The organism is Streptomyces sp. NPDC091682 (assembly GCF_044756625.1).
Classification (GTDB): Bacteria; Actinomycetota; Actinomycetes; order Streptomycetales; family Streptomycetaceae; genus Streptomyces.
This window is the reverse complement of the sequence record NZ_JBIVTH010000008.1, coordinates 211,132-223,996: the sequence shown is the minus strand read 5'-3', so window position 1 is coordinate 223,996 and position 12,865 is coordinate 211,132. Positions and strand designations below refer to the sequence as shown.

General features: G+C 74.1%; 10 protein-coding genes. 5 read left to right on the top strand and 5 right to left on the bottom strand.

Translation table 11 applies throughout. The features are described from left to right. Nucleotides 1-38: 38 nt before the first annotated feature. Together ACIQK6_RS20455 and ACIQK6_RS20450 are read right to left on the bottom strand one after the other, a co-directional pair. Nucleotides 39-227 (bottom strand): DUF6381 family protein, encoded by a 189-nt coding sequence (locus tag ACIQK6_RS20455; protein WP_329095283.1) that lies wholly within the window; start codon nucleotides 225-227, stop codon nucleotides 39-41. Between the two features lie 120 nt (nucleotides 228-347). Continuing rightward, complete coding sequence (locus ACIQK6_RS20450) at nucleotides 348-1,094, bottom strand: VOC family protein (RefSeq protein WP_329107403.1); 747 nt, start codon at nucleotides 1,092-1,094, stop codon at nucleotides 348-350. A gap of 245 nt (nucleotides 1,095-1,339) precedes the next feature. On the opposite strand from ACIQK6_RS20450, the gene ACIQK6_RS20445 reads away from it, so the two are divergent. Both ACIQK6_RS20445 and ACIQK6_RS20440 read left to right on the top strand, forming a co-directional pair. Then, entirely contained in the window at nucleotides 1,340-2,317 is a 978-nt protein-coding gene (locus ACIQK6_RS20445) for an isopenicillin N synthase family dioxygenase (RefSeq protein WP_402695201.1), read from the top strand. Between the two features lie 90 nt (nucleotides 2,318-2,407). Next, a complete protein-coding gene (locus tag ACIQK6_RS20440; protein WP_402695200.1) occupies nucleotides 2,408-3,586 on the top strand; it encodes an alpha/beta hydrolase family protein in 1,179 nt (392 codons plus the stop codon). Between the two features lie 49 nt (nucleotides 3,587-3,635). Here ACIQK6_RS20440 and ACIQK6_RS20435 read toward each other — a convergent pair whose 3' ends face one another. Further along, entirely contained in the window at nucleotides 3,636-4,925 is a 1,290-nt protein-coding gene (locus tag ACIQK6_RS20435) for a sulfite oxidase (RefSeq protein WP_402695199.1), read from the bottom strand. Between the two features lie 148 nt (nucleotides 4,926-5,073). Between ACIQK6_RS20435 and ACIQK6_RS20430 the strand changes: the two genes are divergently transcribed. After that, nucleotides 5,074-5,607: a GNAT family N-acetyltransferase gene (locus tag ACIQK6_RS20430; RefSeq protein WP_402695198.1), complete on the top strand. Its 534-nt coding sequence runs from the start codon at nucleotides 5,074-5,076 to the stop codon at nucleotides 5,605-5,607. A gap of 130 nt (nucleotides 5,608-5,737) precedes the next feature. Here ACIQK6_RS20430 and ACIQK6_RS20425 read toward each other — a convergent pair whose 3' ends face one another. Beyond that, nucleotides 5,738-6,007, bottom strand: coding sequence for a hypothetical protein (locus tag ACIQK6_RS20425; RefSeq protein ID WP_329095273.1), 270 nt, complete (start codon nucleotides 6,005-6,007; stop codon nucleotides 5,738-5,740). Continuing rightward, nucleotides 6,004-6,759 carry a DUF1524 domain-containing protein gene (locus tag ACIQK6_RS20420; RefSeq protein ID WP_329095271.1) on the bottom strand — a complete coding sequence of 252 codons (756 nt, stop codon included), beginning with the start codon at nucleotides 6,757-6,759 and terminating at the stop codon, nucleotides 6,004-6,006. Before ACIQK6_RS20420 ends, ACIQK6_RS20425 begins: the two co-directional genes overlap by 4 nt. A gap of 202 nt (nucleotides 6,760-6,961) precedes the next feature. On the opposite strand from ACIQK6_RS20420, the gene ACIQK6_RS20415 reads away from it, so the two are divergent. Both ACIQK6_RS20415 and ACIQK6_RS20410 read left to right on the top strand, forming a co-directional pair. Continuing rightward, the gene (locus tag ACIQK6_RS20415; protein WP_329095269.1) at nucleotides 6,962-7,828 is read left to right on the top strand and encodes a DUF4132 domain-containing protein; all 867 of its coding nucleotides are present in this window, start codon (nucleotides 6,962-6,964) and stop codon (nucleotides 7,826-7,828) included. Next, on the top strand, nucleotides 7,825-12,753 hold the full coding sequence (locus ACIQK6_RS20410; protein WP_402695197.1) for a DNA-binding protein: 4,929 nt from the start codon (nucleotides 7,825-7,827) through the stop codon (nucleotides 12,751-12,753). The genes ACIQK6_RS20415 and ACIQK6_RS20410 overlap by 4 nt, the downstream gene beginning before the upstream one ends. Nucleotides 12,754-12,865 lie beyond the last annotated feature (112 nt).

Sequence of the window (12,865 nt, the reverse complement as noted above, 5' to 3'; positions counted from 1 at the left end):
GGTGGGGGTGCGCGGGCGTACGTGGGGAGGCCTACGGGCTACATGGGGTCCATGCCCCGGTCGTCCATGCGGCCCTCCTGCTCGCTCTGCTCCTGCAGGCGGCGGGCCTTCTCCTTCAGCCGGCGGCGCTCCTCCGGGTCGGTGGACCGCTCGGCCGCGTCGCTCAGCTCCTTGGCCTTGGCGCGCATCTGCTGGGACCGGCCGCGGGACTCACCTGAAACGCTCATGATCGCTCCTTGGATCTGTGGGGGAGAGCGGGCGGATTCAGCGAACCAGGCCTGCCCTGCGCCCGCATCTCGAAGGGCCACCGAGTGTGAGTCGCCCCCGCCGACGGCGGACGGCGACGGTCAGTCCCGGTCCGACCCGAGGGCGGTGGTGAGGGTGAACAGGGCCCCGTCCGGGTCGCGGAGCGTCACCCACCGCTCCGTGGCGTTCGAGGTGGTGTCCGAGACGGCCCGTCCGCCCAGCGAGACGGCGGCCTCCACCGCCGGACGGAGCTTCGGCACCCGGAAGTGGACGTGCCAGCGCGGCCGGGTGTGCGGGGAGTACGAGGCGATCTCCACCGGGCCGCTGTTCAGCCGGGCGACGGGTTCGCCGTCCTGGCGCAGCACGACCTGGTCCTCCTCGTACGAGACCTCACAGCAGCCGCCGCGGCCGGTGGCCCACTCCAGCACCGCGCCGTAGAACATCGCCGCGTCCAGCGCGTTCCTGGTGCGCAGTTCCAGCCAGGCGGGTGACGGACCCCGGCCCACCCGCCAGTCCGCCTCCACATTGCCCTCCCAGATCCCGAAGACGGCGCCGTCCGGGTCGGCGACGAGCGCGGCGCGCCCGCCGGACTCGAAGGAGACCGGGCCGACCGCGATCGTGCCCGTCCGCTCCCGGATCCGGTCCACCGCCACATCGGCGTCGTCGACGGCGAAGTAAGGGGTCCAGGCCGCCGCCACGCCCAGGTCCGCGGCCAGCGCCCCGATGCCCGCGACCGGCACCCGGCCCTGGAAGGCCACCGAGAACGCCTCGCCGAGACGGGTCGGGCGGAACCTCCAGCCCACGACCGCACCGTAGAAGTGCTGGGCCGTGCCGAGGTCGCGCGTCATCAGGCTCACCCAGCACGGGGCCCCGAAGACCTCCTTCGTCGAAATCTCCACCGTTCGCTCCGTCCCTGGTGAGCCACCGCTGCCCTTCCCATTCTGGTGCTTATCGTGGCGATCTTCGCGATCCATGGCGGCGAATGCACACGGAAAGTGTCCGAGAATCACGCTCCGTGGCGATCCCCTCCGGTGGCGCGCGGCGATAGCCTCGGTTCCGGACGCGCCCGCAGCCCCCGGAAGGCAGGTCTCCCATGGCCGCAGCCCAAATTCCCGTGATCGACCTCGGGCCGTGGCGGTCCGGCGGACCCGCGGCCCGCGCCCGTACGGCCGACCGGGTCGACGAGGCCCTGCGCGAAGCGGGCTTCCTCCTGGTGGCCGGGCACGGCATCGACCTGGCGCTCCCCGCACGGATCCGGGAGGCGGCCGGCCGGTTCTTCCGACTGCCCGCGAGCGCGAAGGCCCCGTACGCCGTCCCGGTCGGGGGCCGCGGCTGGCTCGGCCCCGGGGCGGAGGCCAACAGCTACGCGGAAGGAGCGGCCTCGCCGCCCGACCTCAAGGAGTCCTGGTCCTTCGCGGCCGAGGACCCCACCGGGATCCCCTCCGTGGACGCCGAATGGTTCGCCCCCAACGTGTGGCCCGCCGAACTGCCGGAGCTCCGGCCGCTGGTGACGGAGTACCTCCGGCTGATGCGGTCCCTCTCCGACGAACTGTTGGAACTGCTCGCCGTCGCGCTGGGCCTGGCCGATGACCACTTCACCCGCCACACCTCACACCCCACCTGGGGGTTCAACCTCAACTGGTACCCGGGCACTGAGATCGTCGGCCCGCCCCTGCCCGGCCAGTTCCGCATCGGGGCCCACACGGACTTCGGCACCGTCACCGTCCTCGACCGGCAGCTGGGCGCGGGCGGGCTCCAGATCCACACCGAGGCGGACGGCTGGCAGGACGCGCCCTACGACCCCGCGGCGCTCACCGTCAACATCGGCGACCTGATGGCCCGCTGGACCGGTGACCGCTGGCGCGCGGGCCGCCACCGCGTACTGCCCCCGCCCGCCCACACCCCGACCGAGGAGCTGATCTCCCTCGTCTACTTCTACGAGTGCGACCCGCACACCCGGGTGGAGTCGCTGCCCGCCCCGGTCGGCCGGATCGTGCACGAACCCGTCGACTCGCACGCCTACCTGCGGGGCCAGCTCGACGCCATCAGTGTGGCTACGCCTCAGGAGTGACCCGGCGCCGCCGACTCCCTCCGGGGGTTGACGGTCGATCCGCCTCGGAGACTGACGATCCACCAGAACCGCGCGCATAGCGTGACGTTCATGAAGAACCGCAGAACCGCCGCCGCCCTGACCCTGGCCGCGATCCTCCTGTCCCTCCCGCTCGCCACCGCCGGCACCTCGGTCGCCGCGGACCCCTCCGTGGCCACCGGGGCGGTGGTGACCGATGACCGCCGCACGACGGTGGAACTCCCGCGCCCCACCGGCCGCTTCGCGGTCGGCCGGGAGGACCTGCACCTGGTGGACCGCAGCCGCACCGACCCTTGGGCGGGATCCGGGCCGCGCGAGCTGATGATCACCATGCGCTACCCGGCTCGCCACGACAGCGGCCGGGCCACCCGCTACCTCACCCCCGAGGAGGCCCGGCTGCTGCTGGTCGACCGCGGGCTGGACCGGGTGATCCCGGTCGAGACCCTGACCGGCACCCGGAGCCACGGCCGGACGGGCGCCCGTCCCGTCGCCGGCCGGTACCCGCTGATCGTCCTGTCCCCGGGCTTCACCGTCCACCGGGCCACCCTCACCGCGCTCGCCGAGGACCTGGCCTCCCGCGGCTACGTCGTCGCTTCCGTGGACCACGCGTACGAGAGCGTGGGGACCGCCTTCCCCGGCGGGCGCGTGCTCACGTGCCTGGCCTGCGAGAAGGTCAAGGACGAGGCGGGCTACCGGACCGTCGGTGAGACCCGCGCCCGTGACGTGTCCTACCTCCTGGACCGCCTCACGGCACGGGACCCCGCCTGGCGCCACGCCGGTCTCATCGACAAGAGCCGCATCGCGATGGCCGGCCACTCCATCGGCGGGTCCTCGACCGCCGCCGCGATGGCGGCCGACGGCAGGATCCGGGCCGGGATCAACATGGACGGCGGCTTCTCCACGCCGGTCCCCGTGGCCGGACTCGGCGGGCGCCCCTTCATGCTGCTCGGCGCGCAGCAGCGCGGCCCCGGTGGCAACGAGAGCTGGGACCGCGACTGGCCGCTGCTCGACGGCTGGAAGCGCTGGATCACCTTCGCGGGCTCCGGCCACTTCACCTTCACCGACTTCCCGGCGATCGGCGAACAGCTGGGCCTGCCCGACGAGGAGGCCCCGCTGCCCGGTGGCCGCTCCGTCGAACTGACCCGGCGCTACGTCGGCGCCTTCTTCGACCAGCACCTGGGGGGCCGCCCGCAGCCCGTGCTCGACGGCCCGTCGCCGGACGCCCCGGAGGTCGCCTTCCACACCCCCTGACCCGGAGTGCGGGGTGCGGGGGCGCATGCCCGGGATTCCGGGGGCAGGGTCAGACCACCGTCACCGGGTGGCGGACCACCGCGTCGAAGAGGTAGCCCTGCGTGTTGTGGACCGACCGATCGGGCTGTGTCCGCCCCGTCGCGTCGGTCGCCCGCGCCAGCAGCGAGGTCGCACCCGTCGTCCGCGGGGTCCACGGCACCGACCAGCGCACCCAGCCGCCCCTGTGCGGGGTGTCGTGCAGCCGGGCCCGCCGCCACCGGACGCCGCCGTCCGTGCTGACGTCGATCCGGGTGACCGGTGCCGCCGCCGACCAGGAACGGCCGGTCAGCAGCCGGGTCCGGTGCACGGGAACGGTGGCCCCCAGCTCCAGCTCGAACGCGCTCTTGAGGGTCTGCCGGGTCAGCGGGACACTGCCCTGCGCCGGGTGCTCGGGCCCGAACAGTCGGTACAGGTCGGTGTTCCAGGGCGAATACAGGGGCTCCCCGCTCACCTCGATGTCCCCGACCCACTTGATCGACGAGATCCCGACCCAGTCCGGAACCACGAGGCGGACCGGCCCGCCGTGGTCGGGCGGCAGCGGCTGCCCGTTCATCTCGTAGGCCAGCAGGACGTCGTCCAACGCCTTCGAGACCGGCAGCGGGCGCCGCACCCGGCCCAGGTTGACCCCGTTCGCCACCACCTCCTCGTCCAGCCCGCGCGGCAGGACGTCCACGGCGCCCCGGGTCACGCCCGCCAGGCGCAGTACGTCCGACAGCCGCGCGCCGCGCCAGCGTGCGACGCCGATCGCGCCCAAGGTCCAGGCGGTGCCGGTGACCGGCTGGCCCTGCTGCGTGGTGTAGAAGCTGCGGCCGTTGCCCGCGCACTCGATGAACAGCGTCCGCTCCACCGGCCGCAGGGCGCGCAGCCGTTCGTACGACAACTCCAGCGGGCCGCCCGCCAGCCCTTCGCCCCACACCGACAGCCGCCACCCGTCGGCATCGAACCGCGGGGTGGAGGTGTGGTTGCGCACGAAGAACCGGTCGATCGGGGTGAGCTCTCCCGTGCCGCGCAGCGCCGCGAAGTTCGTCTCCGCGTTCGTACCGCGGAGGGTGAACAGCTCGGGCGGCAGCGGCTTGACGGTGCGCGGCACCGGGTCCGCGACGGGTGCGGCTGTCCCTCGCGGCGCGGCCGAGGCCGCGGTGCCGCCCGCGGCCACGCCCAGCGATCCGGCGGCGGCCCCCGCCGCGAACAGCTTCAGCAGATCACGGCGGTCCACTCCGGCGGAGCGGGCACGGCCGTGCGCCCACTGCCGCAGGCGCGTGCGGTCGTACCGGCTCTCGTCCGACAGATCGAAGGGCATGGCAGGAGCACTCCTTGGTCACGGTTCCCACGGACGGTAGGGCCCGGGGCGGACCGCGGGAACTGTCCCGCGCCGATGTCCACGAACCCGCAACACTGGCGCAACGGCCGATTACCGCTGGTCGGCGGAGATTCGGCAGGATGTGGGCATGACCGAGATCCGTACCCCCCGACTCCTCCTCCGCCGCTGGACCGACGACGACCTCGTCCCCCTTTCGGAGATCAACGCCGACCCGGAGGTGATGCGCTGGATCGGCGAGGGCGACACCCTCGGCCTGGACGAGACGGCCGGGGAGATCGAGCGCTGGGAGGAGGAGTGGGACGAGGAGGGCTTCGGGCTCTTCGCCGTCGAGCTGCTCGGCTCGGGCGAGCTCATCGGCGCCGTCGGCCTCTCGGTCCTCGAGAACCTGCCGGACGCCCGCGCGGACGTCCAGATCAGCTGGCGGCTCGGCCGCCAGTACTGGGGCCAGGGCTACGCTTCCGAGGCCGCCCACGCCACCTTGGAGTTCGCGCTCCAGGACCGCGGCCTGGACCGGGTCGTCGCGATCAACCGGATGAGCAACACCGATTCCGAGAACGTGATCCGCAAACTGGGCATGGCCGTGGAACGCGACACCACCGACCCCCGGTACGGGACTTCCGTGCGGGTCCACGGCATCGACCTCACCGATTACGAGGCCTGATCCGGGCCCGGATCCACACCCCTGGTCCGCGCCCCCGATCCGGGCGGCCGCATCACCCGATCGGCCGACGCCGAGGTCCTCCGGAGCCGTCCCCCGAGCCGTCCCCCGAGTCGTCTCCCGCGCAGGCGTCTCAGCCCGGCGCCACGGCCCCGTCGCCCGCGCGGATCGCCGCCAGGGCGGCGGCGTGCAGGGCGGCCGGGTCGCCCCGGTGGGCCCGGGGGCTCCCGGTGAGCGTGTACCACTCGTCGGCGTCCTCGTACTGGACCTCGAACCGGACCAGGCCCCCGGACGCCTCGGTGCTGCGCAGCGTCAGCGGGCCGGTGATCACGCCGACCTCATCGGTCATGGCGCCGCCCGGCCCGGCGAGCACGTCGTCCTGCCAACGGTGCGGTTGCGTCATGAGGCACAGGTGTCCAGCATCGTGGTGAGCATCGTCTTCTCCGGTTCGGTGACGGTCAGTCCGTACGTGGACTTCACGGTGGTCCAGGCCCGCCCGTACTGGCACCAGCTCGTCTTGTCCGGCGGCTGCCACAGGTCGGGGCTCTGGTCGCCCTTGGAACGGTTCGAGGCCGCGGTCACGGCCAGCAGCTGAGGACGGGTCAGGTCGTTGGCGAAGGCCTTGCGCCGCGCGGAGTCCCAGCCGGCCGCGCCGGAGCGCCAGCCCTCGGCGAGCGGCACCACGTGGTCGATGTCCATCTTCCCCGCGTCCGTGACGACCACCCCGTCGTAGAGGCTCTTCCAGTTGCCGGACACGGCCCTGCACTCGGCGTCCCGGATGACCCCGGTGCCGTCGCGCTCGAGGACCACCTCGCGGGTGTCGCACTTGTTGCCCTGCTGCGCCCAGTGCGTGAACTTGTCCCGGCTGTAGCCCGCCATCGTCCCCACCGGCGCCACCTCGAGCGCCGCCAACTGGGTCCGTGCCACGGCGGCGGTGACCATACCGGTCAGTACGTCCCCACCGGCCGGTTTGGTGTCGTCGCCGGGCGAGTCGGGCGCCTTCGGGGCCGTCGGCGCCGCGCTGGACGGCGAGCCCGCGGGCGCGGACGCCTTCGGGTCCCCGCCGTCCGGCGCGATCGGACCGGAGCACCCGGTGGCGGCGGCCAGCAACAGCGCCACCAGCACCGGACCCGGCACACGTATCTGACGTCCCATAACCCCACCCCGAGCCGGTACCGCTCCGCACGCTGTCCCGGAAACACTACCCAGAACCGGACAATCAACCTACTGAGGGCCCTCCGGCGGGCGTTGTCAGTGGCTCTCGCTAGTCTCCCGACATACCGCAGCTCAGGGGGGTCGGCTCCCCCCTGTCAGGGCTGCGCGGAACCGGACGGGACAGGCGGAGGGGCACGGTCTGATGGCATGGCTGGCGGCGGGCGAGGGGTACGAGATCGCCCTGGTGGAGGGACGGGTGGCGGCGAGGTCCGCCACCGGACGGACGGCAGGACGGCAGTTGAAGACACTGCCCAAGGCCCTGAAGGACCATCCCGAGGTGGACCGGCTGCGCAGGCTGGCCGAATGGCTCGACCGGCACGAGGCGGCCTGCGCCGCACAGGTCGACAGCTGGATGGTTTCCTCGCTGCCCGTGCCGACCGAACTGCTCGCCCGGGTCTGGCCGGACGAGGCCTGGCAGAGCGCACTGCGCGATGTTGCCGTCGTCGGCGACGACCCGGACGAGGTGGGCTTCCTGCGGGACGCCACCGCCTCCGGTGAGCTGAAGGTGGTCAACCTCGACGGCGAGACCGTCCGGCTCTCCCCGCGCACGGTGACGCTGCCGCACCCCGTGCTCCTGCCCGACCTGGACGACGTACGGGACTTCGCGGCCGAGCTGGGCATCGTGCAGCGGGTCGAGCAGATCCACCGGGCCACCTGGCACAAGCCCGCCGAAGTCGCCGCCAGCGCCACCGAGGTCCGCGACTACGCGGGCGGGTCCTTTTCCAGCCGCTTCAGCCTCGCGGCCCGGGCCACGGGCCTCGGCTACCGGGTCTCCGGCGGCTACGCCACCTGCAAGGTCCGGGACTCGGGGACCGGCACCGAGGCCGCCGTGTGGATCGGCGAACCCTATTACGACGACGAGACCACCACCGGCGCACTGAGCTGGCACGACGAGGACGGTCGGGCGGTACGCCTGCCGGAGGTCGGACCGGTGGCCTGGTCCGAAGGCATGCGGATGGCCGCGGCGCTGTACGCCGGGCGCAAGATCGAGGAGGGCGGGGACGCGTGAGCACGCACCAGGAAGACACCGACATGAACAAGGCCGAACTGCTGCTCAAGGCCGGAGCCGTACTGCCCCGGGACACCACCGGCGCCGGTCCCGACGTCGTGGAACTGACCGCGCGCTCCTACCGCCACCCCGGCCTCGGCGACGACCGCGTCGTGGTCCGGCTCGCCCCCGGTGAACTGGGCGCCGCCGAGGACCTCGCCGCCGGCTTCCTCGGACTCGTACGGGACGAGGGCGAGCCGCCCGTCGTCGGGCTGAGCAAGCGCCAGGCGCTGGGCTTCCCCGAATGGGTCCTGGTCCACCACCCCGAGGACGGCCACCACGCCCTCGCCGTCGTCCCCGAGCTGGACCGGATCGCCCGGCAGGCCAAGACCAAGCCCAAGGCCGCCCTCGACGCCTGCCTCGAACTCGCCGGCCGCCTCGCCGTGTCCGTCCCGCACTTCCTGCCCCTCTTCCACGAGCAGGCCGCGCGGCTCTTCCTCGCCGTCGAGAACACCACCTACGCCGCCCAGCTGTTCGGCCGGGCCCGTGACGCCGAGGCCCAGTACGGGCTGGCCATCGACGAGGACCGCCTGGACGCCGTGTTCCTCGAGTTCGCCCTCGTCGGAGCCCTGCCGGTGAAGGTGCTCACCGGCTACGGCAAGGCCCTGGCCGGCCGCGTCACCCCCGCCGAGGCCTACGAGCGCTTCCGCCGCCTGTGCGTGCGCCGCACCGCCGGCGGGCTGCCGCCCTCCGCCCAGGCCGCCGCCGAACTGCGCCGCCTCGCCCGCGCCGCGGGCTTGACCGGCACCGAACCCGAGCAGGACTACCTCGCCGAGCTGCTGCCCCTGCCCGCCACCCTGCGCGCCGCGCTCGGCTGGTGGAAGGCACACCGCGGCGCCCTCGTGGCCCTCGCCCGCCGCGTTCCCGCCGTCCGCGGCACGCTCCTCGGCCTGACCCCGCCCAGCGGCGACGGCGGGGAGTTCACCAGCGTGTGGCTGGAGATCCTGGAGGAGGCCGGAGTCACCGCCGGCCTCGTCGACGGCGACCTGCCCGCCGAGCAGCGCTGCGCCGACGGCACCGCCGGCTGGCTGGAGCGCTTCCACGCCGCCCGCCACACCGGCTGGGGCCGGCGCCCCGCGCTCCCGCCCCTCCTCGACCTCGTCGATCGCTGCGCTGCCCAACTCCGCACCGAACTCGCCCGGCCCGAACGGGATGCGGGCCTGCGGATCGGCGTCGAGGACACCGACCTCCTCGACCTGCTGCTCGCCCTGGAGGTCCCGGTCGCCGATCCCGAGGCCGGGGGCGAGCACCGCCGGCACCGGTACGACCACCTGAACCTGACCGAGTGGGCCGCCGGCGACCAGCGCCGCGACCTGCTCGCCCTCGGCGCCGACCAGCGCTTCCACCCCGCCTTCCGGCGCGCGCTGAGCAACCTCGGCGACGGCAGCGCCGACGTCGTCCGGCGCGTCGCCGCCTCGCCCGGCGGCCGTCCCCTGCTGGCCGCATGGATGCACGACGTCGCCGTCGCCTCCACCGCCGCCGGTCTGCCCGGAGTACCCGAAGCCATCGCACGGCTGGGGTGGCTGCCCACCGAAGCCCTGGAACTCGCCCCCGAGGAAGTCGCCGCCGCCGCGGCCGCGGACCTCGCCGAAACCCTCGCCCGTACTCTGCGCGGCGGCCTCTTCGAGGAACTGGCCTGGCCCTCCTGGGAGGAGGCCCTCGCCGAACTGAGCCCCGGCCGGGGCCGGGACGCCCTCAACGTGGTGGAGGCCTGGCCCTACCTGATCGTCGCCAACCAGACCCAGGTCCGGGTCATCGACGCCGACTCCACCGTCCTCACGCACGACCTGCGCGTGCCGACCGGGACCTCGTACAACCACGGCTTCCACTACGTCGACGGTGAGCTGCTCGTCTTCTGGTCCTCCTGGAGCACCAGCGGGACACAGGGCTACTGGCACCACTCGCCCGGCACCATTCTCACCCTGGACACCGACCGCAACCACTGGTCGCTGCGCAGCGACCACATCTCCCTGCAGCTCCCCGGCGGCGGGCGCGTCACCGGCGGCGGAGTCCTGCACCGCGGCGACACCAAGCTGCCGGACGAGCGGCCCCTGCTGTCCGACGGCACCTCGTACTGGGTGTGGCAGCGACGCGAGGAGCAGAACGACACCGGCTGGTTCGAGTACGACCCCGTCGGCGGGACCCACGGTCGGTCCTCCCTGCCCGCGTTCTTCGCCGATGCACTGCGCGCCGACCCGGACGGCCGCCGCCGCGGCGGGTCCTCCAACTGGCTGCGGCCGACTCCCGCCGTGGCCGGCTCGGTGCTCGGCGAGCCCACCGACGGCCTGCTCGGCTGGCGCACCGTATCGCTCCGCGACCACGGTTGGGAGGGCACCGACACCGGCGGCCGCACCGTCGCCGTGCCCGAGGGCCGCAACGCGCCCGTCGCCGCCCTCACCTTCCCCGGCGACGACCGGCCCCGCGCACTGTCCCAGAACTGGCAGGAGCTGAGCATCACCGACCCGGAGGGAGTGATCACCGCCTGCTCCCGCGACGGCCACCGCCGGCGCTCCGCCTTCGGCACGGGCAGCGTGGACCTTCCGCCGCTGTCGCACTGGTACGCACTGCGCCCCCGCGACACCGAGGGCTCGGCCGTCCTGCGCGCCGCCGACCGGGAGACCGTGGCCGCCCTGCTCAAGACGGCCGCCGCGGCCGAAAAGGCCGCCGACCTGCCCGAGCTGGTGAGCGCCGCCCTGCCGAAGATCACCGCCCCCGAGATCATCGGCGGTATCGTCGAGGTCCTGCGCTTCACCCTCACCCAGCAGAAGACCCTGGACGCGATCGCCGCCCGGCTCCACCCCGACGACACTCCCGTCGAGGAGCGCGAGCAGGGCCCCGGCGACCGGCTGATCGCCGACGGACTCAGCGGTCTCATCGGCTCGGGCTACTACCGCTGGGGCGGCGAGAGCGACGCCGCCCACTACACGCTGAGCGAACTCGACGCCGCCCGCGCACGGACCGACGCCGCCCCGGTGCCCGGCCTGCTGCACTTCGACACGCCCGGGCTGCCGTACTGGTCCTTCACGTGGACCCCGCTGCTGGACCAGCCCGCGGCCGTCGCCTACCGCGCCGTCACCGTCGCGCCCACCGACGAGCAGCGGGAGGGGCTGCTCACCCTGCTCGGTACGGTCGACGCCCTCGGTCTGGCCTCGGCCGAGGGCTCCGCGGACCGCTGGCGCAGGGTCCTGCTCCGCCTCGACCGGCAGCACCTGCTCACCCCGGACGGCGAGCGCAACGTCCACCACCGCAGCCTGCTGCCGCTGGGCGGCGGAGCCGTCCTCGCGCTGACCGAGCACAGCGAATCCGTGCCCGAAGGGCACGAGTTCGGTGCGCTCCTGTACGACCCCACGGGCCGGTTCACCGTCCCCGGCCCCTACACCGTCCGCGGCGACGCCCCGCTCGGCGACCGCGAACGCGGCGCCGGCTGGCTGACCGCGTTCCTCGCCGCGGCCGCCGCACACGGGCCCGCGCCCTTCCGCCCCGAAGCGGCGGAGGAGTTCGCCCGGCTCACCGGGGTCTCCGGCACCCTCGCCCGCCTGGTGGTCGCCGGGCTCCCGGGCGTCGACAGCCACGAACGCAACTTCCTGGCCCCCGAACTGCGCACCGTCCTCGGGGTCAAGGCCACCGACGCCGCGTACGCCCGCGACGAGCTCAAGAACCTCGACACCGAACTGCGGCGCGCCGTCGTCGGGGCCCTGCTCCCCGCCGATCCGGCGCTGCTGTGGAGCGAGGGGCCCGACGTCGTTGCCGCCGCGGAGGTCTGGAACCGGCGCGTGGGCCGGCGTACCCCCGTCCCCGAGTGGCTGAGCACCGAAGCCGCCCGCGCCGTGCGCGGCAGCTGGCCCGCGCACCGCGCCCTGGCCGCGCTGCTCGACCCGGCCGCCTCGCGCGAGCTCTCCGTCGACGTCGCCTGGACGGTGAAGGGCGACCACGTGGAGCCCGCCGAGCCGACCACCGAACCCTTCACCGTGTCCGTCCTGACCGGAGCCATGGCCATGGCGGCCTGGCTGGCCCACCGGTTGCCCGCGGGCGATTCCGTACGAGCGGTCCTGCCGCCCGTACTGACCGCCGTACGGCAGCGGCTCGCCGCGCCCGAACTGCTCCTGGAGATCGGGCACTACACCAACCTTCCCGACTTCCGGAAGGCGGCGGGCACCCCGACCGAGACCGGCGAGGGCTTCGAACGGTACGGCGCCGTCGTCATGGCCACCCACGACGACATGCCCAGGCCCGCCGTGCGGCCGGCCCTGCTCGACTCCACGGGCTCCGACCCGTACCTGCCGGCGCTGCGCGGCGAGGACCAGCGGCCCTCCGCCGCCGAGACGGCGCTGCGCACCGCCCACGACCCGCGCTTCGCCGCGCTGCTCGCCGATCCGGGCGCCCCGGCCGCGGGCGCGGCGGACGCGGACGGCACCTGGTGGCCGCAGGACCCGAGCCGCTCCGTCCCCGAACTGGTGGCGGAGGCGAGCGCCCGGCACGGCCTGGGCGCCGACGCGGCCACCGTCTACCTCATGCTGCTCGCCATGCCCGACCCCACCGACCGCAACACCGCGCGGTGGACCGGCTGGAAGCCGGCCCGCCTCAAGGCCGCCCGCGCCGAACTGGCCGCCACCGACCTGGTGGTGACGGCCGGCCGCAGCCGCGCCGGGCGCTCGCTGTTCCTGCCGGGCGGCTGGGCCGACATGCCCTCTCCGACGCTGCCGGTGGAGCAGTGGAAGCTCCCGATGTACGGCCCGGGCGCCGGTGGCCGGCCCCCGCTGGGCGTGCTCGTTCCGGCCGAACCGGCTGCGGAGCTCTACCGCCGGGCCTGGCAGCGGGTCCTGGAGGGCGACCTGCCGCGCTTCGAGGAGCTGAAGGTGAAGCGCACCCGCGCCCGCCGCCGCTGAACCGGCCGTCCCGGGCTACCCGGGCTCGCCCGGGATTCCCGTACGGCGCGGCGCACCTACCCGTAGGTGCGCCGCGCCCCCCGCACCGATCTCCCGCCGCACCCCCTTCCAG